The following is a 25,178-nucleotide window of genomic DNA, read 5'->3' as shown; positions in this document are numbered from 1 at the left end:
TTTTCAGCAAATGGGAATGCGCGAATTTAAAGGATTGGTTAAAGGCTCCTTGCCGCCTCCAGCACCTCGTCGGCATGGCCGTCGACCCGGACATTGCGCCAGATCCGCGCTACCTTACCGTCCGCCCCGACCAGGACCGTGGTGCGAAGAATCCCGACGAAGCTCTTGCCATACATGGACTTTTCGCCCCAGGCTCCGTATGCCTCCAGCATCTCATGCGTCTCGTCCGAGATGAGGGGAACGCCGAGCTTGTGCTTGTCCCGGAACTTCTCCTGGGCCTTTACCGGATCGGCGGAGATGCCGAGGACCGCGGTGCCGGCGGCAGCGAAGGCGTCGGCCAGGCGGGTGAAGTCGATCGCCTCTTTGGTGCAGCCGGGGGTGTCGGCGCGGGGGTAGAAGAACAGGACGAGCTTTTGGCCGGCATAATCGGCCAGCGTGACCACGTCGCCGCCGTCGCGCGGCAGGCGGAAGGCGGGGGCCTTTTGGCCCTCGGCCAATCCGGACATCGCCGCAGCTGGGGAGGAGGCCGATTTGAAGGATTTTAACTGTTTCGATGCGGCCTTATGTGATCCTGCTTTTGCTATGGTCGCGGTTGATTTGCGTGCCGGTGTCCGCTGCGTTTTCGCGGACCTTGTTTGAGTCGATGCCCGCGTTTTTGCGGACTTCTTTTTAGCGGTCGGGCTGCCGGAGGGCGCTTTGGACGATTTCTTTCGGGATTTCTTGGACATACGCCTTCCTTTCGACGCTTTCGGCAGGTCAACCGAGGCGGTATTGCAGCTCTCGTCCGGTGAGCCGGAATCGCGCCCTCTTGTGGGCAAGTCTGACGACGCCGGAGTCTGGTTACAAGGAATTCCACGCACCACCCCACTGCTCGTTGAACGCGCTCCCGGGGCGAAATGACGAACAGCAGGAATATTCGAGGTATGGCGGCAGTGCCGGCGCAGGGAGTTTCGCTTCCCGCGAACGGCTGCGGTCCCGGCGGCGCTCAATCCTATGATGGGCGCCTGTATCGAGAGGCAATGGCAAGGAATACGTCGCCCCAGGACTACAACCGGGATCTTGATCGGCGCGGCGGCCAATTTGAGCCGCAGGAATGGGACGACGCCGACTGGGACCCGGATCAGGAAGCGGCGGCGCGCAATCGCGCACGCCGGTTGCTGGCGCGTTCCGGTTCGGGCTTCCTTCGCTTCGGTGGCGGATACGGCGCGCTGCGCCGCTGGGCGGGTGGGGGTCGCTGGCTGAGGCGCATGGCCGTGGCCGTCGCCACCATTATCGTCATTTTCGTCGGCTGTTTCGGTGCGCTGTGGTGGCGGCTCGGCGCCGGTCCCATCAATCTGGACATCGCAACGCCGTGGCTCGCAGCCGCGATCGAGGACAATATCGGCCACGGCAACACGGTGGAGGTCGGCGGTACTCAGATCGAGCGTGCCGGGCGGGTCCGCATTGCCGTCCGCATCCGAGACATCATCGTTCGCGACCGCGATCATGCCGTCGTCGCCAGCGCGCCGAAGGCCGAGGTGAAGCTGTCGGGTGCGGCTCTCCTGATGGGGCATCTGCGTGCCGAGAGCCTCAATCTGGTCGATGCCGAGCTCGCCATCCGCATTGCGCCCGACGGCACCGTCACCGTGTCCGCCGGCGACACCGCAAAGCCGCTGGCGACCGGTGTGGCGTCCAAGAAGGACGCGGGCCTGCCGCCGACATTCCCGCGCAGCGGTATCCCCCCGCCGCCATTCGCGACCGCGCCTGCGACCCCGGACGCATCGCAGGCCGCACCGCAGGCGACCGCGCAGAGCGGCATCCTGCAGGGCCTCGACTGGCTCGACAGCCTGAGCATGACGGGCCTTGACGGTCAGAACCTCAACGAGATCGGTCTGAAGAACGGCGTCCTGATTGTCGACGATCAGCAGCGCGGCAGCAAATGGTCGTTCGAGAACATCACGCTCAGCCTGCGCCGGCCGAGCCGCGGCGGCGTCGCGCTCAGCCTCGGCGAGGAGGGCGCGCGCCCGTGGATGCTGCGCGCCACGATCGGCCCGGCCGAGAACGGCGTGCGCTCGGTTGACATCAAGGCCGACAAGGTCTCGACCTCCAACATCCTGCTGGCGCTGCGGGTGAAGGACCTCACCTACACCGCCGACCTGCCGCTGACGGGCGAGCTCAAGGGCGAGCTCGGCCGCGACGGCGTGCCGACCTTCTTCCGCGGCAAGATCGCGGTCGGCGCCGGCAACATCATCGATACCGACACGCCCGACTACCCGATGGCCATCGACTCGGCCGAGATCAATGTCGAGTGGGATGCGAACCGGCGGGTACTGGTCGCACCATTCAAGATTCTCTCGGGCGCCAACCGCCTGACGCTTCTGGCCCATCTGGAGCCGCCCAACGGCAACATCAACGACTGGCAGCTCGGCTTCAGCGGTGGGTCGATCCTGCTCGGCGGCATCGAGAACGAGCCGCCGCTCGTCTTCAACCGCATTGCGATCGGCTTCCGCTTCGATACCGACCACAAGCGCATCCTGCTGACGCAGGCCGACGTCTCCAACGGCGAGATCGGCGTCGCCGGCACCGGCGCCCTCGACTATTCGGGCGAGCCGCGGCTCACCCTCGGCTTTGCGGGCACGCCGATGTCGGCCTCCGCCTTGAAGCGGATGTGGCCGACGCTGATCGTCCCCGAATTGCGTGAATGGGTGATCGAACGGATCGAGCGCGGAACGCTCCAGCGCATCGAGATCGGCGTCAACTCGCCGACCAGGAACCTGCCGCGCAAGGGCCCGCCCATTCCGGACGACGGCCTGTCGGTCAATATCGTGGCGAGCGGCGTTGCGGTCCGACCCGTGGACGGTATGCCGGTGGTGCGCGATGCCGATCTGAAGGCGCGCGTGACCGGACGGACCGCGACCGTCAACATCGGGCAGGGCATTGCCGATACCCCCGCTGGCCGCAAGGTCACGATCTCCGACTTCGTGTTCGAGGTGCCCGACATGGCGCCCAAGCCGTCGCCATCGCGGAGCAGGTTCCGTGTGGAAGGGCCGGTGCCTGCGGCCGCTGAAATGCTCGCCAATGATCGGCTGAGCGACCTGTCGGCGACCGTCGTCGATCCCAACACCAGCAAGGGAACGTTCTCGGCGAACATCCAGCTCGGCATGCCGGTCAAGGGCGAATTGACCAAGGCCGACACCACCTACGCCGTCACGGCCGATCTCAACGGTTTTGCCGCCGACAAGCTGGTGATGAACCAGAAACTGGAAGCCAACAACCTCAAGATCCTCGCCAACAACCAGGGCTATCAGGTCAAAGGCGACGTCAAGATCAACGGCCAGGCGGCCTCGCTCGATTATCGCAAGCCGGCCGAGGGCGACGCGGACGTCAGGTTGCAGGCGACGCTGGACGATGCCAGCCGTTCGCGGCTCGGTTTCGATCTCAGCCCCGCCGTCAGCGGATCGCTGCCGATCAAACTGTCGGGCAAGATCGCGAGCGGCGCGGATCAGACGACGAAGCTCGGCGTCGAGGCCGACCTGACCGCGGTCAGGCTCGACAACATCCTGCCCGGCTGGGTCAAGCTGCCGGGCAAGTCCGGGAAGGCCAGCTTCAAGGTGGTGCCGACGGCGCAATCGACGCGTTTCGAGGACATCGTCATCGAAGGTGGCGGCGCCTCGATCAAGGGCTCGCTCGAGCTCGACGCGAACGGCGATCTCGTGAACGCGAACTTCCCGACCTACGCGCCGTCCGACGGCGACAAGGCCTCGCTCAGAGTGGAGCGCAGCCAGGACGGTGTGCTGCGCGGCACCATGCGCGGCGACGTGTTCGACGGCCGCGGCTTCCTGAAGTCGGCGATCTCAGGCAATTCCAAGGACGACAAGAACAAGCTGAAGAACGTCGATTTCGACATCGACGTGAAGCTCGGTGCCGTCGCCGGCTTCAACGGCGAGGCCATGCGCAGTCTCGACGCCAAGATGTCGAAGCGCAACGGTGCCATCAAAGCGTTCACGCTGAGCGGCAAGATCGGCCGCGACACGCCTGTCGCTGCCGACCTGCGCGGCGGCCGCGCGCAGGGCAACCGCGAGGTGATCTATCTCCAGACCAACGATGCCGGCGCGCTGCTGCGCTTCACCGACACCTACACCAAGGCGGTCGGCGGCCAGATGGTGGTGGCGATGGAGCCGCCGGCCTCCGAGCCGAACACCGCGCGTGAAGGCCTCATCAACGTGCGCGACTTCACGGTCAAGGGCGAGGCGCAGCTGGAGCGCGTGGCTGCCGGCGCGCCCAACGGGACCGGAAACGGCGTCTCCTTCAGCGCGCTGCGCGCCGAGTTCACCCGGCAGAACGGCGCGCTCACGATCCGCGACGGCGTGGTCAAGGGGCCGATGATCGGCGCCACGATCGAGGGCTCGATCGACTATCCCGGCAACCAGGTCTGCATGAGCGGGACCTTCGTGCCGATGTACGGGGTCAACAACATCTTCGGCCAGATCCCGCTATTCGGCATCTTCCTCGGCGGCGGCAACAATGAGGGGCTGATCGGCGTGACCTACGAGGTCGTCGGCACGCCGGCCGCGCCCGTGATGCGCGTCAATCCGATCTCGGCGATGGCGCCGGGCCTGTTCCGCAAGATCTTCGAGTTCAACACCGGCAAGCAGAATTCGCCGTTCGATGAATTCCCGTCGCAGTCGAACGACGGCTCGACCGGGTCGACCCGCCAGCTGTCGAGCGGCTGCACCCTCGCACGGCGGTAACCACCCACATTCCCAGGTGCTCGTCATGCCCGGGCTTGTCCCGGGCATCCACGTTCTTCGTGCGGCGCGGTTAAAAACGTGGATGGCCGGGACAAGCCCGGCCATGACGAATGTGGCGACTCTTTCGCGCCAAACGTTTTGAGACTGGAGTGGCGCGTTAGGCCGCGCGCACGCCCTTCAGGAACGTTCCGACTTCGCCGGAGAGCTGCTCGGCCTGCTTGGAGAGATTACTCGCCGCGGCGAGTACCATGCCGGCGGCATTGCCGGTCTCGTTGGCCGCCGTGCTGACGCCGCCGATATTGGTGGTGACCTCCTTGGTTGCCTCCGCGGTCTGCGAGACGCTGCGGGCGATCTCGGCGGTGGCGGCGCCTTGCTCCTCGATCGCGGCGCCGATCGAGGTGGCGATGCGGCTGACCTCCTCGATGGTGGCGGTGATGCCGCCGATCGCATCGACCGCTTCCTTGGTCGCACCCTGGATCTGGGCGATCTTGTCGCCGATCTCGCGGGTGGCTTCCGCGGTCTGGCTCGCCAGCGACTTCACCTCGGAGGCGACGACTGCAAAGCCGCGGCCGGCTTCGCCGGCGCGGGCGGCCTCGATGGTGGCGTTGAGGGCGAGCAGGTTGGTCTGCGCCGCGATGTTGGAGATCAGCTCGGCGACGTGCTCGATCTGCTGGGCGCCGTCGGACAGCGCACGCACGATGGTGTCGGTGCGGCGGGCGCTGTCCACCGCGCGGCCGGTGACCTCGGCGGATTGCGCGACCTGCCGGCTGATCTCGGTAATGGAAGAGGAGAGCTCCTCGGCGGCAGCGGCGACGGTCTGAACGCGCTGGCTGGCTTCGGTGGCGGCCGAGCCGACCACGGCGGCGCGGCGATTGGTGCCTTCGGCGGTCGACGACATCGACTTGGCGGTGCTCTCCAATTCACCGGAGCCGGAAGCCATCAGGCCGACGAGCTGGCCGACGGAGGCATCGAAACGGTCGGCAAGGGCGATCAGGGCCTCGCGCTTCTCCTGCTCGCTGCGGGCCTTGGCCGCGACCTGCTCGGCCTCCAGCGTGCGGGCCGTCAGCGCAGTCTGCCTGAGGATTTCGAGCGTCTCGGCCATGCGGCCGATCTCATCGCCGCGGTCGGTCTCCTCGACCGGCTTGTCGATGGCGCCTTCGGAAATCGCCTGCATGCGGTTCTTCTGACGGTCGAGCGCGCCGAGCACATCGCGGGCGATCAGCCAGGACAGCGCCGCCATCAGCAGCATCAGGCCGATGCCGATGGCGCCAAGCTCCAGCGTCAAGGCGCGCACGTCGGCGTCGATGTCGTCGACATAGAGGCCGTAGCTGATGATCACGTTCCAGGGCGCGAACTTGCGCGCGAACACGGTCTTGCGGAGCGGCTCGGTCTGGCCGGGACGGGGATAGAGATAAGAGGTGACGCCGCCCTGCGCAGTCTCGCTGCCGGCCTTGATGATGGCGTCGGCGATCAGCACGCCGTTGGAATCCTTGGCGCCGGTGATCTTGCCTTCGAGCTGCTGATTGGCGCCGTTCACGACCAGTGAGCCGTCCGGATTGTAAACCACCGGATAGCCCTGGTTGCCGTTGAAGTTCATGCGGCGGCCGCGCTGGTGGAACAGGCTCTTGGCCTCGGCCGGCGTCAGCTTGCCGGCAGTCACTTCGTCCTGCAGCGCTTGGGCGTAGTTGTAGAGGAGCTCGACCGCGGTCCGCATCTGCTGGACGCGGTCCTCCATCATCCGGCTCTTGCTGAGCACGGCCGATACGCCGATGATGGCCGTGACCGTGACAGCCGCGAGGCAGACCATGCTGGCAAGCTTGGTACGGATCTTCAGATGACTCAGCAGTTTCATCACAGCCCCTACGGAATGGTTGTTATTGCTCGCACCGGTAGCATGAAGTTCTTACCAATCATGAATGGAGGCATGCGGCGGCCTGCCGCGCGGACAACGTTCGCAGGCGCGTGCGCAATCATGCAGGCAAATCGCCGTGCAGACGGGCTCCAGCCCGTCTGGGGAAGGGAATCGATCTTGGGTTTTGGCAGCTAGAGAGTTTGGACGGACATGCAATGACTCGATTCGTTCATCGCATCATCATGTCTCTGCTGCTCGTCGCGGCCCTCGTTCTGATCTGGAACGTGCTGGGGACGCGCTGAGACGGCACCGCCGGTCTGCCGGTGCCGTCTTTGCCATTCAGAAACCCGCGTCAGCGCCGCGCGTACGCGCCGCCCGCGTCGCTCTCCTTGCCCATTGCGGCATCGACGCTGATCGAGCCGCCGCCGGATGCCGCCAGATAGAGGCAGGCGAAGCAGAACAGGATCGCCGCAGTGCCGCCGTTGAGCAGCGGCAGGAAGACCGGCGTCTCGCCCCTGAACATGTGGCCCATGAAGTAGGCGAAAGCCATTTCACCGGACAAGATGAAGGCTGTCAGTCGCGAGAACAGGCCGATCATCAACAATCCGCCAAGCACCAGCTCGAGCGTGCCGGCCGCGCCGTAAAGCGACAGCAGCTCGACCTTGGCGAACATCGGAACAGCCGGAAACTTGAACAGCTTGGCGACGCCGTACTGGAACAGCAGCAGGCCGGTGATGAAGCGAAACAGGCTCAGCAGAACCGGCTGAAAGCGAGAGAGATAGGGAAAGTCCATTGGTTTGTGCCCTCCATCCAATGCGCGACTTGGAGCGTATTCAGTTTCGTCTCGCAAGCCACTGAGGATCAATTCCACGCTGACATTTTCGTCATGTCGGGCAAAACACCGCAGGCTGATGTGTTCGTCTCGCGCGAGACGCAGGTTCCGTCAGTAGTTTCCCGGTGACACGCACTTGCCCTGGTTACCTCGAAGAGACCTATTCCCGCAAAGCAGGGACGACCAGGAACGGAATCATTCCGAGGATCACGCTCGCAAGTGCGAAAACGAGCAGGAGATTGTAGCCGCGCGTGGCATCGTGGATCAGGCCGCCGCTCCATGAGCCGAAGGCCGAGCCGAGGCCGCTGCCGATCGAGATCGTGCCGAAGATCGTGCCGACGCGCTTGCCGCGAAAGATCTTCATCGCGGTGGCGCTGATCAGCGGTCCGCGCGAGCCCATCATGCTGCCGAAGCAGACGACGAAGCCGGTGAGCAGGACGACGTTCGGATAGTACTGCAGCAGCCACAACAGAATGATGCCGAGGATCGAGATCGCGTAGCTGAGCAGCACCGACGGCCGGCGTCCGATCAGGCCGTCCAGCGCGGAGACGCCGAGCATGCCGAACACCAACACGACGCCGGAGAAGCCCCAGGCGGTGGCAGCCTGGAGCGGCGGAAAGCCGGCGTCGATCAGATAGGCCACGATCTGCGCCGCGATCGAATACATGCCGACCGCGGTGAAGAAGAAAGTCGAGAACAGCGCCCAGAAGGCATGGTGCCGAATCGCGCTCGCAAGCGTCCAGCCACTGTCGACGAAGTCAGGATCGCTCTTCTTGGCGACGTGCGGCGAGCCGGCGGCGAACATGCGCCAGGGCAGCAGCAGCAGCGGCACCAGCAGCCCGAGCGCGACGATTCCATAGACCTGGTAGGTCTCGCGCCAGCCGAGATGATCGATCAGAAGCTGCGAGGCTGGCAGCAAGGCCAGCACGCCGCCGCCCATTGCCGAATAGACCACCGCCATCGCGGTTGGCAGACGTGGTCCGAACCAGCGGCCGAGCAGGATCGAGTTGGGCACATTGCCGATGAAGGCAACGCCGATGCCGACGCAGATGCCGATCGAAAGCTGGAATTGCCACAGCGCCTGCGCGTGGCTTGCGATCAGAAAGGCCGAACCGAGCAGGAGCAGGCCGAGCGCATAGACGAGGCGCGGGCCGGAATGATCGAACAGGCGCCCAACCAAGGGTGCGGTCAGCCCGCTGACGAGCCAGGTGAGGGAGTAGATCGAGACGGCCTGGGCGCGATCCCAGCCCAGGCTTTCGGAGATCGGCTTGAGGAAGACCGTGAAGCTCTCGCTGAGCCCGCGGCCGAGCACCGCCAGCGTGAAGCACAGTGCGAGCACGACGAGGGCGGTGCGCACAGCGCCTTGCCGCACACTGCGCGTGTGTTCCCCCGACGCTTCCCTGGGCGTGTTCTGGTCCATTGCCGTCAGGGAGCGCGCATCCGTCCGCCCTGACAAGCAGTGAAAAGCTCATACGCCTATGCAGGCTTGATGAGCACGTGCTTCTTCTTGCCGAAGGACAGCTTGATCACGCCTTCCGGCGTCAGGTTGCCTGCCGACAATGCCATCTTCTCGTCGGTGACGGGCGCGTCGTTGACGCGCAGGCCGCCGCCTTTGATCTGGCGCCTCGCTTCGCCGTTGGAGCCGACGAGGCCGGCCTTGACGAAGGCGTTAAGCACGCCGAGGCCGGCGTCGAACTCGCCGCGCGGAATTTCCACCGTCGGCAGGCTTTCGGCGAGGGCGCCTTCCTCGAAGGTGCGGCGCGCGGTCTCGGCGGCTTCGCGCGCGGCGTCGCGGCCGTGCAGCAGCGCGGTCGCTTCGGTCGCGAGCACCTTCTTGGCCTCGTTGATCTCCGAGCCGCCGAGCGCCTCGAGCTTCCTGATTTCGGCCATCGGCAGCGTCGTGAACAGTTTCAGGAATTTGCCGACGTCGGCGTCCTCGGTGTTGCGCCAGTACTGCCAGAAGTCGTACGGCGAGAACTGGTCGGCGTTGAGCCACACCGCGCCTTGCGCGGTCTTGCCCATCTTGGCGCCCGAGGCGGTCGTCAGCAGCGGCGTCGTCAGCGCGAACAGCTGGTGCGTGCCCATGCGGCGGCCGAGATCGACGCCCATGATGATGTTGCCCCACTGGTCCGAGCCGCCCATCTGGAGGCGGCAGCCGGTGCGCTTGGCCAGCTCGACGAAGTCGTAGGCCTGGCAGACCATGTAGTTGAACTCGATGAAGCTCATCTCCTGCTCGCGCTCGAGGCGCAGCCGCACCGAATCCATGGTCAGCATGCGGTTGACCGAGAAGTGCCGGCCGACGTCGCGCAGCATCTCGATCCAGTTCAGCTTGGTCAGCCATTCCGCATTGTCGAGCATGACGGCGTCGCTCTTGCCCTCGCCATAGCGCAGCACCTTGGCGAACACGCCGCGGATCGATTCCTTGTTGGCCTCTATCTCGGCGATGGTGCGCATCGCGCGCGTCTCATCCTTGCCGGAGGGATCGCCCACCATGGTGGTGCCGCCGCCCATCAGGGTGATCGGCTTGTTGCCGGACTGCTGCAGCCAGTGCAGCATCATCATGGTCAGGTAGTTGCCGATGTGCAGCGAGCGGGCGGTGCAATCGTAGCCGACATAAGCCGTCGCCTCGCCCTTGGCGGCGAGCGCGTCCAGCCCCTCGAAATCGGAGCACTGGTGGATGAATCCACGTTCCTGCAGGGTGTTGAGGAAATCCGATTTAAATGCAGTCATCTGTCGGCGTGCCTGACAATTCTTGGTTTACCGTTTTGGGGGCAATTTAAGGGTCTTCCGCGGGAACCCGATTGGCCGCCCGCCACTTGGCGCGTTGGCATTATAAGATGTGTCCCTCTGGCACAAGATCGGCATGCCAGGGCAGGTCGCTTGAGGACGCTGGTCCATGATGTTGACGGCACTCGGTTTGATGAGCGGCACCTCCCTGGACGGGGTGGATGTCGCGCTGATCGAAACCGACGGAAAGCAGGTGAAGGCGTTCGGGCCGACCGGTTACCGGCCCTACGGCCCGGCCGAGCGCAACCTGCTGCGCCAGGCGCTGAGCGAGGCCGTGCATCTGCAGCAACGCGATGCCCGCCCGGGCATTCTGGGCGATGCTGAGCATGCGGTGACGCAAGCCCATGCCGAGGCGGTCGCAGCCTTCCTCGCCCAGAACCGGATGCGGGCGGAGGACATCGACATTGTCGGCTTCCACGGCCAGACCGTGCTGCACCGGCCCGAAAGACGGCTGACGGTGCAGATCGGCGATGGGGCGGCATTGGCAAGGACCATCCATATTCCGTTGATGTACGACTTCCGCGCCGCCGACGTCGAAGCCGGCGGGCAGGGCGCGCCGCTCGTGCCGGTCTACCACCGTGCGCTGGCCCAGTCGTTGGAGCGCGAAGGGCCGATCGTCGTAGTCAATATCGGCGGCGTCTCCAACATCAGCTATATCGACGGCAATGATACGTTGATCGCCTGCGACACCGGCCCCGGCAACGCGTTGCTGGACGATTTCATGTACCGCACCATGAACCAGGCGTTCGATGCGGAAGGCAAATTCGCCGCGCTCGGCAAGGTGGATGAAGCCTGGATTGCGCGGGCGCTGGAGCTGCCCTTCTTCGCAAGCCCGCCGCCGAAATCGCTCGACCGCAACGATTTTGCGGCCCTGCGGCTCGGCGACGTGCTGCCTGCCGACGGCGCGGCGACCCTGACCGCCTTCACTGCGACCGCGATCGCCCGCATCATTCCGCTGTTGCCGCGGCGGCCGCGCAGCTGGATCGTCTGCGGCGGCGGCGCGCGCAACCTCACCATGCTACGGATGCTGCGGGAACGGGTGGGCTCGGCCACCGTCGAGGCGGCCGAAACGCTCGGCTGGGCCTCCGACGCCATCGAGGCCCAGGCCTTCGGCTTTCTCGCCGTCCGCGGCATGAAAGGGCTGCCATTGTCCTATCCGGCGACGACGGGCGTGCCGATGCCGATGACCGGCGGGGTGATCGCCAGGCCCTGAAGATACTGCCTGACGATCACGCCCGGTTGATGCAAATGCATTGATCTTGACGGGTGAACGCAAGTGCATCTATATTTGATGCAGTTGCATCTAACTGCCGGGATCGTTGCCATGACCGCTTCACTGAAACTGATAAGCCACAAGCTTTGTCCCTACGTGCAGCGTGCGGTGATCGCGCTGAAGGAGAAGGACGTGCCTTTCGAGCAGATCGATATCGATCTCGCCAACAAGCCGGACTGGTTCTTGAAGCTCTCGCCGCTCGGCAAGGTGCCGGTGCTGGTGGTGACGACCGATCGGGGCGAGGTCGCGCTGTTCGAAAGCAACGTGATCTGCGAATACATCGAGGAGACGCAAGCAGGCAGCAAGCTGCATCCGGCGGATCCGTTGCAGCGGGCCGAGCACCGTGCGTGGATGGAGTTCGGCTCGGCAATTCTCGGCGACCTCTGGGGCTTGGAAACGACCACCGATGCCGCGACGTTCGAAAGCAAGCGGCAGGCACTCGCGGCAAAATTCGCGCGGGTCGAGGCAGCGCTCGGCGCGGGCCCGTACTTCGCCGGCCAGGCGTTCAGTCTGGTCGATGCGGTGTTCGCACCTGTCTTCCGTTACTTCGATCTGTTCGACGAACTGACCGAGCACGGCATCTTCACGGATGTTCCGAAGGTCCGTGCATGGCGCGCCGAACTGGCGAAACGTCCAAGTGTCCGCACTGCCGTCGGCGAAGACTATCCGCAATTGCTGCGCGCCTTCCTCGTTCGCCACGACGCGCATCTGCTCAAGCTCGCCGCGTGAGCCCGGTCCGATGTCGCAATCCCTCGCTTGGCTGATGCTGGTGATCGCGGGCCTGCTCGACGTCGGCTGGGCGATCGCGATGAAATATGCCGAAGGGTATACCCGTGCCGGCTGGAGCGTCGCCTCGCTCGTGCTGCTCGCTGCCTTCGTATTCCTGCTCGGGCGCGCCTTGAAGGTGCTCGAGGTCGGCGTCGCCTATTCGGTGTGGACCGGCATTGGCGCGGCCGGCACCTTCCTGATGGGCGTGGTGCTGTTCGGCGAGACCTTGAGCGCGATGAAGCTTGCCGGCATCGCGCTCGTCTTGATGGGGATCGTCGCGCTCAAGCTGGCTTGAGCCGCAGCCCTCACCGCACGTTGGCGAGGCGCATGTCGAGATAAGCCGTGATGGTTTCCATCAGCGGCTCGAGCTTGGAGTCGAAGAAGTGGTTGGCGCCGGGGATGATCTGCTGGTCGATCACGATGCCCTTCTGCGTCTTCAGCTTCTCGACCAGCGTGTTGACGTCCTTGGGCGGCACCACCGCATCCTTCTCGCCATGCACGATCAGGCCTGAGGACGGGCAGGGCGCGAGGAACGAGAAGTCATAGAGATTGGCCGGCGGCGCGATCGAGATGAAGCCCTCGACCTCGGGCCGGCGCATCAAGAGCTGCATGCCGATCCAGGCACCGAAGGAGAAGCCGGCGACCCAGCAGGCGCGCGCCTCGGGATTGATGGTCTGCGCCCAGTCGAGCGCGGCGGCCGCATCGGACAATTCGCCGGTGCCGTGGTCGAACGAGCCCTGGCTGCGGCCGACGCCGCGGAAGTTGAAGCGCAGCACCGAGAAGCCGCGATGGGCAAAGGCGTAGTAGCACTGGTACACGATCTGATGATTCATCGTGCCGTGGAACTGCGGATGCGGATGCAGGATCATCGCGATCGGCGCGTTCTTCTGCTTGGCCGGGTGATAGCGGCCCTCGAGGCGACCGGCAGGGCCGGTGAAAATGACTTCAGGCATCGATGATCTCTGATCTAAGTCCCTTGGAGGTGATCCCTGCGCAATCGTCCGATTGTGGCTCTCGCAGCGTTGCCGCCAACGAGAGCACGGATGAAAGGTGGAGAGGCGCGCCCTCGGATGATGCGCGAGTGGCGCGCAGGTGAACTGACGCGCGCTTCTAGCACAAGGCCAGGGTCAAAAAGCAAGCTTCTTCGACATCTCTCAATGAGCTCAAGAGCTTAGCCGGTCATTGCAATGTCATCTCTGGCTTGCCTCCGAGCCTCGGAACCTGCCTGAATCAACTCAAGCACGGCAAGAGCCGGCCGTCCTGCCCGGAGGGCAGTGTTCAACCCATTGAAATCCCGATTGTTTAGGAAGCGCCGGTGGCGCTTCCCGCCGGCGCCGTTCGGCTTCCGAGCGAGGCGACCGCCGGCCGGTAGCGCCGGCTGCCGCCCAGCGTCTGGCCGTTGTCGAAGGCGAGCTCGAAATCTCCCGAAGGCTTGAGGTCCACGCCGCGCACCCGGTCGAGATTGGCAAGCTTGGTCCGATGAACGCGAACGATCGAAAAGCGCGCCAGCTCGCTTTCCGCCGCCGCCAGCGTGCCGCGTATGAGGTGCTGGGTCCCGTCGGCGAGACTGTATTCGATGTAATTGCCGGCGGACGCGACCCAGAGGATATCGCGCGGCACCACGCGGATGCGGCTCGTGCCGTCGCGCAGCCAGATCAGATCGGGTGACGATGGCTGTGGTGAGGACGGCGGCGCCGACGATGCGACTGCCGCGCTCTTCAGCTCACGCCGGCTTTCGAGCAGCCATATCGCGGCGGCGATCAGGACAAAGGCCACGGCGTCTTTGCGGAATTCGTACAGGACCGTCGCGAGCGAGAAATGGAAATCGTAGGCGCCGCCGGCGAGCCAGAGCGCGAGCTTCCGCACCCAGACCATGCCGGTGATGTGGAGGGTGGAGAAGCCGAGCACGGCGATCGCCCCGATGGCCGCCTGAGCGGCGAAGCCTGGTGTCCGGCGCATGCGGCGGACCGCCAAAATGAGAACCGGCAGCAACAGCAGGATGACGGCGATGCTCGACATCTCCCAGAACAGCCGCCGGCCGATGTCGTAGTTGTCGCCGCGCCAGGCCGCGTCCTGGGCGAACGAAAACGCATTGACTACTCCGATCGCGAGCGTGACGCCCGCGATCGCCGCGAGCATCATCCGGTCGCCGCCGCTGGTCCCTGAAGATCCACGACTTGTCCCAGCCGCCGGCGGCTCATCCCCTCGCGTCCGATTCTGATCCCAAACCGGCTCGACGTGCGCTGCAGGCGGAGCATTTTCGGTGTCAGCCATGGCCCCAAAACCGCGTTCGTCGTCCCGTCAAGGAGCAGAAAACCATGACAACACCACAGCCATTCCAAAGCTCGGACAGGCGTATCGACCTGGACTGGGTGCGGATTTTAGCCTTTGGGCTCCTGATCTTCTACCACGTCGGCATGCTCTACGTGTCCTGGGGATTTCACATCAAGAGTGTGCACCGGCTGACCTGGCTGGAACCGGTGATGCTGTTCGTCAACCCATGGCGGCTGTCGCTACTGTTCCTGGTATCAGGGGTTGCCACCCGCTTCATGCTCGGCAAGTCGAGCCTCGCCTCGCTCGCCGGCGCGCGGTCGGCGCGGCTCCTGATCCCGCTCATCTTCGGCATGCTCGTGATCGTGCCGCCGCAGTCCTATCTCCAGATCGTCGAAAGCCTCGGCTATCCCGCCGGCTTCTTCGATTTCTATACCAGGCACTACTTTGCCTTCGGCGCGCAGTTCTGTCCGAATCCCTGCATCGTGTTGCCGACCTGGAACCATCTCTGGTTCGTGGTCTATCTGTGGATCTACACGATGGCGTTGATTGGCGTGCTCGCGTTATGGCCGGCCGGAGCTGACTGGCTTGGCCGGAAGCTGGCTGGCGTGCTCGCCGGCCCATGGCTCCTGATCGCGCCCTGCCTGCTGTATGCGGGCTGGCGCCTGTGCTGTTCCCGGCTTTCCCTTCGACACACGCCCTGTTTGGCGACTGGTACAACCACGCGGACCACGCCACGGCCTTCCTGAGCGGTTTCCTGCTGGCCAAGCAGGAGGGAATCTGGCGCGATCTTGAGCGCCAGCGTTCCGTGGCCCTGCTGGCGGCCGCCGCCTGCTTCGCTGCCTTCATCCTGGTACGCGCCGGCCTGTTTGCGCCGTCGTCCATGTTGAGGTGGTTCGCGGCCCTTGCCTATGGCTGCTATCAATGGCTCGCCATCGCCGCCGTGCTGGGCTTTGCGCGGCGCACCTTCGCAGCCGACAGCCCGGCGCGGCGCTATCTGACTGACGCCATCTTCCCGTACTACATCCTCCATCAGACCGCGATCATCGTGATCGCGCATCAATTGCACGACAGCGGCCTGTCGGCTGGGATCGAAGCGTCCATTGTCATCCTCGGGACCGCGCTCACATGTGTGGCGAGCTACGAAATCGTACGGCGCGTTGCCTGGCTGCGGCCGCTGTTCGGGTTGCGGGTGGTGCCGCGAACCCTGCGAAGGGTGGAGCAGCAGCCGGCCTGACGACCGCACCTCGTCCGATTGGCCGGACGACAAAAGGTGCTAAGAGGGCCAGATGCCGAACCGTGTCTATCTCGACTGGAATGCGACCACGCCGCTGCGCCCCGAGGCGCGGGCGGCGATGGTCGCGGCCTTCGACCTGGTCGGCAATCCATCCTCGGTCCATGCCGAGGGGCGGGAGGCGCGGCGGCTAGTCGAAGAGGCTCGCGCGACGCTTGCAGCCGCTGTCGGGGCGCAGCCGCGCAACGTTGTCTTCACCTCTGCTGGAACCGAGGCCAATGCGCTGGCGCTCTCGCCGGGTTTGCGGGGCGCCTCCGCCGGACCTGTCGAGCGGTTGCTGGTCTCGGCGGTCGAGCACGCCTCGGTGCTATCAGGCGGCCGGTTCCCGGCCGACAAGATCGGACTGATCCAGGTCACGCGCTCCGGCGTGGTCGACCTCGATCATTTGAAGGCGCTGCTCAAGGGCGGCCCGCCGGCCCTAGTCTCGATCATGGCCGCTAACAACGAGACCGGCGCCCTTCAGCCCGTCACGGAGACCGCAAACATTGTCCACGAGGCAGGCGGCCTGCTGCATGTCGATGCAATCCAGGCGCTTGGCAAAATGCCGTTCGATATCAATTCGGTGGGCGCAGACCTTGCGACCTTTTCTGCGCACAAGATCGGCGGCCCCAAGGGGGTCGGCGCCCTGGTGATGACCGAGGGGATAGGCGGCCTGGAGCCGGTGCTGCGGGGCGGCGGGCAGGAGCTCAACCGCCGGGCCGGAACCGAAAACATTGCCGGAATCGCCGCCTTTGGGGCTGCGGTGAAGGCTGCGCTTCAGGCTCTGCCGGAAGATGTGAAGCGCATGGCAAGCCTTAGAGATCGTTTGGAAAATGGCCTTCGCGATAATCCCAGGACGACAGTCTTTGCGGACGACGTGGCGCGGTTGCCAAATACCGTGCTTTTCACGGCGCCGGGCCTGAAGGCAGAAACCGCCGTGATTGGCTTCGATCTGGCGGGTATCGCGGTCTCTTCCGGCTCCGCCTGTTCTTCCGGAAAGGTACAGCCGTCCCACGTCCTGTCGGCGATGGGCTATGATCCCGGGGTGGCCCAGGGAGCGGTGCGTCTCAGTCTGGGCTGGTCCACCGAACCTGAGGACATCAATCGGGCGTTAGAGGCTTGGCGAAAGCTTGTTAATACCCTACTTAAGGGTTGAGCGACGAAACACGGCTTGAATGGTTCTAAGCCCGTGCTTTCCGCAGCGAAATATCGTAATACTCGTCCGAGTTTGATCCACCGCGGTCCTTGAAACCGCGAGCGGAGGATGGAATGCCAGCCGTACAAGAGACGGTCGAGCGCGTGAAGCGCATCGACGTCGACCAGTATCGTTATGGGTTTGAGACCCTGATCGACTCCGAGAAGGCTCCCAAGGGGCTGTCGGAAGAGATCGTAAAATTCATCTCCCAGAAGAAGAACGAGCCCGCCTGGATGCTCCAGTGGCGGCTGGAAGCCTATCGGCGCTGGCTGACCATGACCGAGCCGACCTGGGCGCGCGTCAATTATCCCAAGATCGACTTCCAGGACATCCACTATTACGCGGCACCAAAGCCGAAGAAGACGGTCACCTCGCTCGACGAGATCGATCCGGAGATCCTGAAGACCTACGAGAAGCTCGGCATTCCCCTGCGGGAAGTCGCCATGCTCGAGGGCATCGAGCCCAAGGTGGGCGAGGACGATCCGGCCCGCCGCAAGATCGCGGTCGACGCGGTGTTCGACTCGGTCTCGGTCGCGACCACGTTCAAGGCCGAGCTGAAGAAGGCCGGCGTGATCTTCATGCCGATCTCCGAGGCGATCCGCGAGCACCCTGAATTGGTGCAGAAATACCTGGGCTCGGTGGTGCCGACCTCGGACAATTTCTACGCGACGCTGAACTCGGCGGTGTTCTCCGACGGCTCGTTCGTTTACGTGCCGCCCGGCGTGCGCTGTCCGATGGAGCTGTCGACCTATTTCCGCATCAACGAGCGCAACACCGGCCAGTTCGAGCGCACGCTGATCATCGCCGACAAGGGCTCCTACGTCTCCTATCTCGAAGGCTGCACCGCACCGCAGCGCGACGAGAACCAACTGCATGCCGCCGTGGTCGAGCTCGTCGCGCTGGACGATGCCGAGATCAAGTACTCGACGGTGCAGAACTGGTATCCCGGCAATTCGGAAGGCAAGGGCGGCATCTACAATTTCGTCACCAAGCGTGGCGACTGCCGCGGCGCCAATTCCAAGATCTCCTGGACCCAGGTCGAGACCGGATCTGCGATCACCTGGAAATATCCGAGCTGCATTCTGCGCGGCGACAATTCCCGTGGCGAGTTCTACTCGATCGCGATCTCGAACGGCTTCCAGCAGGTCGATTCCGGCACCAAGATGATCCATCTCGGCAAGAACACGTCGAGCCGGATCATCTCCAAGGGCATCGCCGCCGGCAAGTCGCAGAATACCTATCGCGGCCTCGTCACGGCGCATCGCAAGGCGACCGGCGCCCGCAACTTCACCGCCTGCGACTCGCTGCTCATCGGCGACAAATGCGGCGCGCACACCGTGCCCTACATCGAAGCGAAGAACTCGTCGGCAACGTTCGAGCACGAGGCGACGACCTCGAAGATCTCCGAGGACGTGCTGTTCTACTGCATCCAGCGCGGGCTCAGCCAGGAAGAAGCGGTCGGCCTCGTCGTCAACGGCTTCGTCAAGGACGTGCTGCAGCAGCTGCCGATGGAGTTCGCGGTGGAAGCGCAGAAGCTGATCTCGATCTCGCTCGAAGGGTCGGTCGGCTGATCGCCGACCCTCGCGGTGCGCTCAGGCGCTCCAACATCAATTGAATAGACTGGATACCAAGATGGCTTTGCTTGAAGTGAAAGACCTCAAGGTTCGTGTCGAGGAGCGTGAGATCCTCCACGGGCTGACGCTGACCGTAAACGAGGGCGAGGTGCACGCGATCATGGGGCCGAACGGCTCCGGCAAGTCGACGCTCTCGCACGTCATCGCCGGCAAGCCCGGCTATGAAGTTACCGACGGCCAGATCCTGTTTAGGGGCGAGGACCTGCTGGAGATGGATCCCGACGAGCGCGCCGCCAAGGGCGTGTTCCTGGCGTTCCAATACCCGGTCGAGATCCCCGGCGTCGCCACCATGAACTTCCTGCGCACCGCGCTGAACGCGCAGCGCAAGGCGCGCGGCGAGGGCGAATATTCGACGCCTGATTTCCTGAAGAAGGTTCGCGAGGTTTCGAAGTCGCTGAACATCCCGCAGGACATGCTCAAGCGCGGCGTCAATGTCGGCTTCTCCGGCGGCGAGAAGAAGCGCAACGAGGTGCTGCAGATGGCGCTGTTCGAGCCGAGCCTGTGCATCCTCGACGAGATGGATTCCGGCCTCGACATCGACGCGCTGCGCATCGCCGCCGACGGCGTCAACGCGCTGCGTTCGCCGGGGCGCGCGATGATCGTGATTACCCACTATCAGCGGCTCTTGAACTACATCGTGCCTGATTTCGTGCACGTGATGTCGAAGGGACGCGTCGTGAAGAGCGGCGACAAGGAGCTGGCACTGGAGCTGGAAGCGTCCGGCTACGCCCAGTTCGAGGACGCCGCGTAAGGATTGTTTGCAATGAACGTTGCTGTGGCAAAGACCGGAAAGGGCCGCGCAGTGAGCGATCTTTTCGCCAGCGCTGAAGGCCGCCTGCCGGGTTCGCCTGACGTGATCGCGGTGCGCCGCGAGGCGTTCGAGAGCTATGAGCGCCTCGGGCTGCCGCACCGCCGGATCGAGGAATGGAAATACACCGACCTGCGTGCGCTGGTCGGCGAGGTGCTGCCGCTGGCAGCCACCCCCGATGCCGCCGCGCTGAAGCGCGCTGCGGACGCGGTGAAGGCGCATGCGGTCGACGGCGCTAGCAAGCTGGTGCTGGTCGATGGCGTGTTCGCTGCTGAACTTTCCGACGTGAAGGCGCTTGCCGCCGAGGCAGGTTTCAAGACTCTGCCTGAGGTGTTGGATAAGGACGCCGGTCTCCTCAAGACCACGTCCACCGATGCCGTGATCGCGCTGAACGCGGCGCTGGCGACCGACGGCGTCGTGCTGTCGATCGCTGACGGCGCCCAGCTGTCCGCGCCGATCCAGATCATCCACATTGCGACTGCTGCGTCGGCGTCGGCGTTCACCCGCTCGCAGGTTGCGGTCGGGAAGGGCGCTCGCGTCACCATCGTCGAGACTTTTGTTGCGGCGGAAGCCGGGGCCTACCAAGTCAACGATGCCGTCATCGTCTCGGTCGGCGACAACGCCGACGTCGCACACATCCGCCTGATGGACGACGCACCTGACGCAGTGAACGTCACCTCGCAGTTCGTCACCATCGGCGCCAATGTGAAGTTCAACTTCTTCAACATGACTACCGGCGCCGCGGTGAGCCGCCTGCAGGGCTTCATCATGCTGGCGGGCGAGGGCAGCGAGCTCTCGGTCAACGGCGTGAATCTTTTGAAGAAGACCGAGCATGGCGACACCACGCTCGTGGTCGACCATGCCGTGCCGAACTGCGTCAGCCGCGAGACCTTCCGCGCCGTGATCGACGACCGCGCCCATTCGGTGTTCCAGGGCCGCATCATCGTCCGTCCCGACGCACAGAAGACCGACGGCAAGATGATGACTCGTGCGCTGCTGCTGTCGGACGAAGCCGAGGCCGACAACAAGCCCGAGCTCGAGATTTTTGCCGACGACGTCTCCTGCGGCCACGGTGCCACCGCCGGCGCGCTCGACGACAGCCTGCTGTTCTACCTGAAGGCGCGCGGGCTGCCGGAGAAGCAGGCCCAGGCGCTGTTGATCCAGGCCTTCGTCGGCGAGGCGATCGAGCAGATCGCCGATGACACCTTGCGCGAGCACGTGATCGGCATCGCCGAGCGCTGGCTGGAGCGGCGGTCATGAGCACGCATCCGGCAGTCAAGAACGGGGCCTATGACGTTGCGCGCGTGCGCCAGGATTTTCCGGCGCTCGCCATGCAGGTCTACGGCAAGCCGCTCGTCTATCTCGACAACGCCGCCTCGGCGCAGAAGCCGAGCGCCGTGCTGGATCGCATGACGCAGGCCTATACATCCGAATACGCCAATGTGCATCGCGGCCTGCACTACCTCGCCAATGCCGCGACTGAGGCCTATGAGGGCGGCCGCACCAAGGTGGCGCAGTTCATCAACGCTGGGCGCACCGAAGAAGTCATCTTCACCCGCAACGCGACGGAGGCAATCAACCTGGTCGCGTCTTCTTGGGGTGGTCCGAATATCGGGGAAGGCGACGAGATCGTCATCTCGATCATGGAGCACCATTCCAACATCGTGCCCTGGCATTTCCTAAGGGAACGCCAAGGTGCGGTGATCAAATGGGCGCCGGTCGACGACGAGGGCAATTTCCTCATCGACGAGTTCGAGAAGCTGCTGACGTCGAAGACCAAGCTGGTCGCGATCACGCAGATGTCGAATGCGCTCGGCACCATCGTCCCGATCAAGGATGTCGTGAAGATTGCGCATGCCCGCGGCATCCCGGTGCTGGTCGACGGCAGCCAGGGCGCCGTGCATCTGCCCGTCGACGTCCAGGACCTCGGCTGCGACTTCTACGTTTTCACCGGTCACAAGGTCTACGGCCCGACCGGCATCGGCGTGCTCTGGGCCAAGTACGACCACCTCGTCGCGATGCGCCCCTTCAACGGCGGCGGCGAGATGATCCGCGAGGTCACACGCGACGTCGTCACCTATGGCGATCCCCCGCATAAGTTCGAGGCGGGCACGCCGGCGATCGTCGAGGCCGTCGGCCTTGGCGCCGCCATCGACTACGTCAACTCGATCGGCAAGGAGCGCATCGCCGCCCACGAGGCCGACCTCACCGCCTACGCCCAGGAGCGCCTCCGCGCGATCAACTCGCTGCGGCTGATCGGCACGGCGCGGGGCAAGGGTCCGGTGATCTCCTTCGAGCTGAGGGGCGCGCACGCGCACGATGTCGCCACCGTGATTGACCGCCAGGGCATCGCGGTGCGCGCCGGCACCCATTGCGTGATGCCGCTTTTAGAGCGGTTCAACGTCACGGCCACCTGCCGGGCCTCGTTCGGCATGTATAATACGCGGGAAGAAGTCGATCATCTGGCACAGGCGCTTTTGAAGGCGCGGGATTTGTTCGCATGAGTGACACGGCCGAAATCAAAGCCAATCCGATGGAGACCCATTCGGCATTGCCGCCGGAGGAGACCGAGCGGCTGACCCGCGAGATCATCGCCGGGCTCAAGACCGTGTTCGACCCGGAAATCCCCGCCGACATCTACGAGCTCGGCCTGATCTACAAGGTCGAGATCAAGGACGACCGCTCCGTCGACGTGCAGATGACGCTGACGACGCCGAACTGTCCGGCCGCAGGCGAGCTGCCGACCATGGTCGAGAACGCGGTGGCGAGCGTGCCCGGCGTCGGCGTGGTCGACGTCAAGGTCGTCTGGGAGCCGCCGTGGTCGCCCGAGCGCATGAGCGACGAGGCCCGCCTCGTGCTGAACATGTGGTGACGCCCTCGGCCCGCATTGAATTCGCTCCGCAACGGACCACATAGACAATATGACCCAGGCAACACCAGCATCCACTTCCAAGCCGCGGCGGCCGCGCCCGCAGGTGATGCGGCTGACGGATGCCGCTGCCCAGCGCATCACCGAGCTGACCCAACGTGCAGACTCGGAGATCGTGGGCTTGCGCGTCGGCGTGAAGAACGGCGGCTGCGCCGGTCAGTCCTATACGGTCGAATACGCCCACGAGATCCGCCCCACCGACGAGGTCGTCGAGGACAAGGGGGTCAAGATCCTGGTCGATCCCAAGGCCGTGCTGTTCCTGCTCGGCACCGAGATGGACTACAAGGCCGACAAGATGCAGGCCCAGTTCGTCTTCAACAATCCCAACCAGATCTCCGCCTGCGGTTGCGGCGAATCGGTCGAGCTGCGGCCGGCCAAGATCGACGGGTAGACTCTCCAGCGTCATTGCGAGGAGCCCGCGACAAAATTGCGAAGCAATTTTGCGCTGGCGACGAAACAATCCGGCCTGTCTCCGCGGCGGAAGTCTGGATTGCTTCGCTTCGCTCGCAATGACGGAAATGCTATGAAGGCTCACTTGCTTGGGCAGGGAAGCCTCCGATGGACCGCGAATTCCTGATCGACCTGTTCGCCGATTTCGGCCCGGTCACCATCCGGAAAATGTTCTCCGGCTACGGCATCTCCGCCGACGGCGTCAATTTCGCGTTGTCGCTGCGTGCCGGCCTGTTCTTTCGCGCCGACGAGACGACCATTCCCGACTTCGAAGCCGAAGGCTCGAAGCCGTTCCAGTATTCGACCCGTACCAAGACCGTGGTGGTGAATTCCTACTGGGAGCTGCCGGCGCGCCTGTTCGACGATTCCCAGGAGCTTGCGCAATGGGCGAGGGCGGCCCTCGCCGCCGCCCAGCGCGCCAAGGTGAAAAAGCGGCCGAAGGCGAAGAAGAAGGTACTGCCGAAGAAGGATGTGGCGAAGAAGGTTGCCAGGAAAACGGTGCGTAGGGTGGGCAAAGCGAAGCGTGCCCACGGCTCAAGATAATCGTGCCGAAATCGTGGGCACGGCGCTTTGCGCCTTTGCCCACCCTACGAGACCTCAGTCTGTGGCCTTGGTCAGGCCGACCCTCATGTCCTTCGCCGTGAACACGCAGATGCCATCCGCATGCACACGCCCATCAGCGATCCCGAGCACCAGCTTGCCGCGCCGGACCATGCGCATGGCGACCTCGTAGCGCACGCGTTGTGTGTTCGGTGTGATCTCGCCGGTGCCCTCAACTTCGCCGACGCCGATAGCGCGGCCCTTGCCGGGCGAACCTGACCAGCCGAGCCAATAGCCGACCATCTGCCACATGGCGTCCAGTGCCAGCGTCGGAGGCATAATGGCGTCGCCGCGGTAATGGGAATCGAAGAACCAGTGGCTTGGCGTGATGTCGAGCTCGCCGACGATATGGCCCTTGCCGAACTCGCCGCCGTCCAGGCTGATCTCCGTGATCCGGTCCATCATCAGCATCGGCGGCGCAGGCAATTGCGCGTTGCCCGGACCGAAATAGCCGCCTTCGCTCGATCTCAGCAGCTCGCCCCTGGTGTAGGACGGTTGCGGCGTATGGAAATCATGAGGATTGGGCAAGGCGTAAGTCCTCGAAGCCGCGGTCAGGCGCCACGGCGGCGAGGAAGATGTCGGTTGGCAAGTTGGAATGTCAAGAACGGACGACGGCCGCGTCACGCCACCCGGCTGTGGCTCTCAACCGCGAATTCCGGATCGACTTCGCAGATCACGCGGTTGCGGCCGTTGCGCTTGGCGGCGTAGAGGCAGGCGTCGGCGCGCTCGATCAGCGCGTCGGTGTCGTCGCCCTCCCTGAGCATGGAAACGCCGACTGAGATGGTGACGCGCCCGAGGAGCTCGCCGGTGGATTTCTTCTTCAATTCCTTTGCCATCACCGCGCGCCGGATGTGATCGGCCACCGTCAGCGCCTGGCGCAGCGCGGTGTTGGGCAGCACGACCGCGAATTCCTCGCCGCCGTAGCGCGCGGTGATGTCCTGGCCCTTGATGGTCTGCTTCAGCGAAAGGCCGACGAGCCGCAGCACCTGGTCGCCGGTGAGATGGCCGTAGGAATCGTTGAACGACTTGAAGTGATCGATGTCGAACAGCAGCAGCGACAGCGGCTCGCCCGAGGCGAGCGCGCTCTGCACCGCCATGCCGATCATGCGGTCGAAATATTTGCGATTTCCCAGGCCCGTGAGCGGATCGGTCAGGCTTTCGGCGCGGATCGCCTCCAGGCTCTGCTGGAGATTGCTGATCTCGTTCTTCGACAGCGTCAGCCGGTCTTCCAGCGCCTTGTTTGTCTCGCGCATCTCGCTGGTGGAGCGCAGCAGCGCCTCGACGATCGCCTTGATCTGGTCGCGGCTTTCCGCCGAGGACAGTTTCTCGGCCGCGTCCGACAGGCTGGTATCGTAGGCTCCGGTCATGCCGAGCGCCTCGCCCAGCACCTTCACGACGTCGTCGATCTCGCCGACGACGCGCGCGCCGACCTTATCGATGCGGTCGGTGGTCTTGATGTGGGAGAGATAGGTCTCGTAGATCTGCTCGAGATCGGCCTCGGTCAGCTTGCCGCTGCGCGCCAGCGTCTCATTGATGATCTTGTTGAGTGGTGCGTTGTAGCCGGTGGCGTAGACGTACCAGATCTCGTAATTGCGGGGAATGGCCGTCTGTCTGAGCGATCGGATCTGACCGAGCGCCACCTCGGCGAACGCCAGCGTGCGTTCGTGTTCGTCGAGCACCTTGATCACTGATCATCCCCACAGCGGCCGACGCGCCATCGACCGCAGCAATCCCTAAATTATGTTCGTAGGCTAACGGACGATCGTGAACGCCCCG

Annotated in this window: 23 protein-coding genes; 14 read left to right on the top strand and 9 right to left on the bottom strand. The window is 64.4% G+C overall.

Annotated elements, in window-relative coordinates; translation table 11 throughout:
• Positions 1-38 precede the first annotated feature (38 nt).
• Positions 39-728, bottom strand: coding sequence for a peroxiredoxin (locus tag HZZ16_RS27670; RefSeq protein ID WP_197952992.1), 690 nt, complete (start codon positions 726-728; stop codon positions 39-41).
• Positions 729-923: 195 nt separating this feature from the next.
• Here HZZ16_RS27670 and HZZ16_RS27665 point away from each other — a divergent pair, with 195 nt between their 5' ends.
• Positions 924-4,730 (top strand): YhdP family protein, encoded by a 3,807-nt coding sequence (locus HZZ16_RS27665; RefSeq protein WP_197952991.1) that lies wholly within the window; start codon positions 924-926, stop codon positions 4,728-4,730.
• Positions 4,731-4,887: 157 nt separating this feature from the next.
• Here the strand turns inward: HZZ16_RS27665 and HZZ16_RS27660 are convergent, their stop codons facing one another.
• The 4 genes from HZZ16_RS27660 to tyrS form a co-directional block, all read right to left on the bottom strand.
• Positions 4,888-6,582 (bottom strand): methyl-accepting chemotaxis protein, encoded by a 1,695-nt coding sequence (locus HZZ16_RS27660; RefSeq protein WP_197952990.1) that lies wholly within the window; start codon positions 6,580-6,582, stop codon positions 4,888-4,890.
• A 352-nt stretch (positions 6,583-6,934) separates the two neighbouring features.
• The gene (locus HZZ16_RS27655; protein WP_197952989.1) at positions 6,935-7,375 is read right to left on the bottom strand and encodes a DoxX family protein; all 441 of its coding nucleotides are present in this window, start codon (positions 7,373-7,375) and stop codon (positions 6,935-6,937) included.
• A gap of 199 nt (positions 7,376-7,574) precedes the next feature.
• Positions 7,575-8,834, bottom strand: coding sequence for an MFS transporter (locus HZZ16_RS27650; protein WP_197952988.1), 1,260 nt, complete (start codon positions 8,832-8,834; stop codon positions 7,575-7,577).
• 56 nt (positions 8,835-8,890) lie between these two features.
• Positions 8,891-10,144, bottom strand: a complete 1,254-nt coding sequence (tyrS, locus tag HZZ16_RS27645; RefSeq protein WP_197952987.1) for a tyrosine--tRNA ligase — start codon at positions 10,142-10,144, stop codon at positions 8,891-8,893.
• Between the two features lie 166 nt (positions 10,145-10,310).
• Between tyrS and HZZ16_RS27640 the strand changes: the two genes are divergently transcribed.
• The 3 genes from HZZ16_RS27640 to HZZ16_RS27630 all read left to right on the top strand — a co-directional run bounded on the left by HZZ16_RS27640 (position 10,311) and on the right by HZZ16_RS27630 (position 12,537).
• Positions 10,311-11,414 carry an anhydro-N-acetylmuramic acid kinase gene (locus tag HZZ16_RS27640; RefSeq protein WP_197952986.1) on the top strand — a complete coding sequence of 368 codons (1,104 nt, stop codon included), beginning with the start codon at positions 10,311-10,313 and terminating at the stop codon, positions 11,412-11,414.
• A 111-nt stretch (positions 11,415-11,525) separates the two neighbouring features.
• Positions 11,526-12,203, top strand: a complete 678-nt coding sequence (locus HZZ16_RS27635) for a glutathione S-transferase family protein (protein WP_197952985.1) — start codon at positions 11,526-11,528, stop codon at positions 12,201-12,203.
• Positions 12,204-12,213: 10 nt separating this feature from the next.
• Positions 12,214-12,537: a DMT family transporter gene (locus HZZ16_RS27630; RefSeq protein ID WP_197952984.1), complete on the top strand. Its 324-nt coding sequence runs from the start codon at positions 12,214-12,216 to the stop codon at positions 12,535-12,537.
• A 10-nt stretch (positions 12,538-12,547) separates the two neighbouring features.
• Here HZZ16_RS27630 and HZZ16_RS27625 read toward each other — a convergent pair whose 3' ends face one another.
• Together HZZ16_RS27625 and HZZ16_RS27620 are read right to left on the bottom strand one after the other, a co-directional pair.
• Positions 12,548-13,195, bottom strand: coding sequence for an alpha/beta hydrolase (locus HZZ16_RS27625; RefSeq protein WP_025036034.1), 648 nt, complete (start codon positions 13,193-13,195; stop codon positions 12,548-12,550).
• Between the two features lie 349 nt (positions 13,196-13,544).
• Positions 13,545-14,384, bottom strand: coding sequence for a LytTR family DNA-binding domain-containing protein (locus HZZ16_RS27620; RefSeq protein ID WP_246510473.1), 840 nt, complete (start codon positions 14,382-14,384; stop codon positions 13,545-13,547).
• Positions 14,385-14,560: 176 nt separating this feature from the next.
• On the opposite strand from HZZ16_RS27620, the gene HZZ16_RS37580 reads away from it, so the two are divergent.
• The 10 genes from HZZ16_RS37580 to HZZ16_RS27575 all read left to right on the top strand — a co-directional run bounded on the left by HZZ16_RS37580 (position 14,561) and on the right by HZZ16_RS27575 (position 23,345).
• Complete coding sequence (locus HZZ16_RS37580) at positions 14,561-15,262, top strand: acyltransferase family protein (protein ID WP_246510471.1); 702 nt, start codon at positions 14,561-14,563, stop codon at positions 15,260-15,262.
• Positions 15,181-15,750 (top strand): acyltransferase family protein, encoded by a 570-nt coding sequence (locus HZZ16_RS37575; RefSeq protein ID WP_246510468.1) that lies wholly within the window; start codon positions 15,181-15,183, stop codon positions 15,748-15,750. Before HZZ16_RS37580 ends, HZZ16_RS37575 begins: the two co-directional genes overlap by 82 nt.
• Positions 15,751-15,802: 52 nt before the next feature.
• Positions 15,803-16,942: a cysteine desulfurase family protein gene (locus HZZ16_RS27610; RefSeq protein ID WP_197952982.1), complete on the top strand. Its 1,140-nt coding sequence runs from the start codon at positions 15,803-15,805 to the stop codon at positions 16,940-16,942.
• A gap of 113 nt (positions 16,943-17,055) precedes the next feature.
• Entirely contained in the window at positions 17,056-18,552 is a 1,497-nt protein-coding gene (gene sufB / locus HZZ16_RS27605) for a Fe-S cluster assembly protein SufB (RefSeq protein WP_197952981.1), read from the top strand.
• 61 nt (positions 18,553-18,613) lie between these two features.
• Positions 18,614-19,366 carry a Fe-S cluster assembly ATPase SufC gene (gene sufC, locus HZZ16_RS27600; RefSeq protein WP_197952980.1) on the top strand — a complete coding sequence of 251 codons (753 nt, stop codon included), beginning with the start codon at positions 18,614-18,616 and terminating at the stop codon, positions 19,364-19,366.
• Positions 19,367-19,378: 12 nt separating this feature from the next.
• Positions 19,379-20,683: a Fe-S cluster assembly protein SufD gene (gene sufD, locus HZZ16_RS27595; protein ID WP_197952979.1), complete on the top strand. Its 1,305-nt coding sequence runs from the start codon at positions 19,379-19,381 to the stop codon at positions 20,681-20,683.
• Positions 20,680-21,927: a cysteine desulfurase gene (locus tag HZZ16_RS27590; protein ID WP_197952978.1), complete on the top strand. Its 1,248-nt coding sequence runs from the start codon at positions 20,680-20,682 to the stop codon at positions 21,925-21,927. The genes sufD and HZZ16_RS27590 overlap by 4 nt, the downstream gene beginning before the upstream one ends.
• Entirely contained in the window at positions 21,924-22,295 is a 372-nt protein-coding gene (locus HZZ16_RS27585) for an SUF system Fe-S cluster assembly protein (protein WP_018641712.1), read from the top strand. Before HZZ16_RS27590 ends, HZZ16_RS27585 begins: the two co-directional genes overlap by 4 nt.
• 49 nt (positions 22,296-22,344) lie before the next feature.
• On the top strand, positions 22,345-22,743 hold the full coding sequence (locus HZZ16_RS27580) for a HesB/IscA family protein (protein ID WP_197952977.1): 399 nt from the start codon (positions 22,345-22,347) through the stop codon (positions 22,741-22,743).
• A gap of 167 nt (positions 22,744-22,910) precedes the next feature.
• Positions 22,911-23,345, top strand: coding sequence for a TfoX/Sxy family protein (locus tag HZZ16_RS27575; RefSeq protein WP_197952976.1), 435 nt, complete (start codon positions 22,911-22,913; stop codon positions 23,343-23,345).
• Between the two features lie 54 nt (positions 23,346-23,399).
• On the opposite strand, the gene fabA is transcribed toward HZZ16_RS27575, so the two are convergent.
• On the bottom strand, positions 23,400-23,930 hold the full coding sequence (gene fabA, locus HZZ16_RS27570; protein WP_197952975.1) for a bifunctional 3-hydroxydecanoyl-ACP dehydratase/trans-2-decenoyl-ACP isomerase: 531 nt from the start codon (positions 23,928-23,930) through the stop codon (positions 23,400-23,402).
• Between the two features lie 92 nt (positions 23,931-24,022).
• Positions 24,023-25,090: a GGDEF domain-containing protein gene (locus HZZ16_RS27565; RefSeq protein ID WP_197952974.1), complete on the bottom strand. Its 1,068-nt coding sequence runs from the start codon at positions 25,088-25,090 to the stop codon at positions 24,023-24,025.
• Positions 25,091-25,178: the final 88 nt, after the last annotated feature.

This window comes from Bradyrhizobium glycinis, from assembly GCF_016031655.1.
Lineage (GTDB): Bacteria > Pseudomonadota > Alphaproteobacteria > Rhizobiales > Xanthobacteraceae > Bradyrhizobium > Bradyrhizobium glycinis.
Note: the sequence above shows the minus strand (reverse complement) of the source record. Positions and strands in the feature narration are given on the sequence as shown.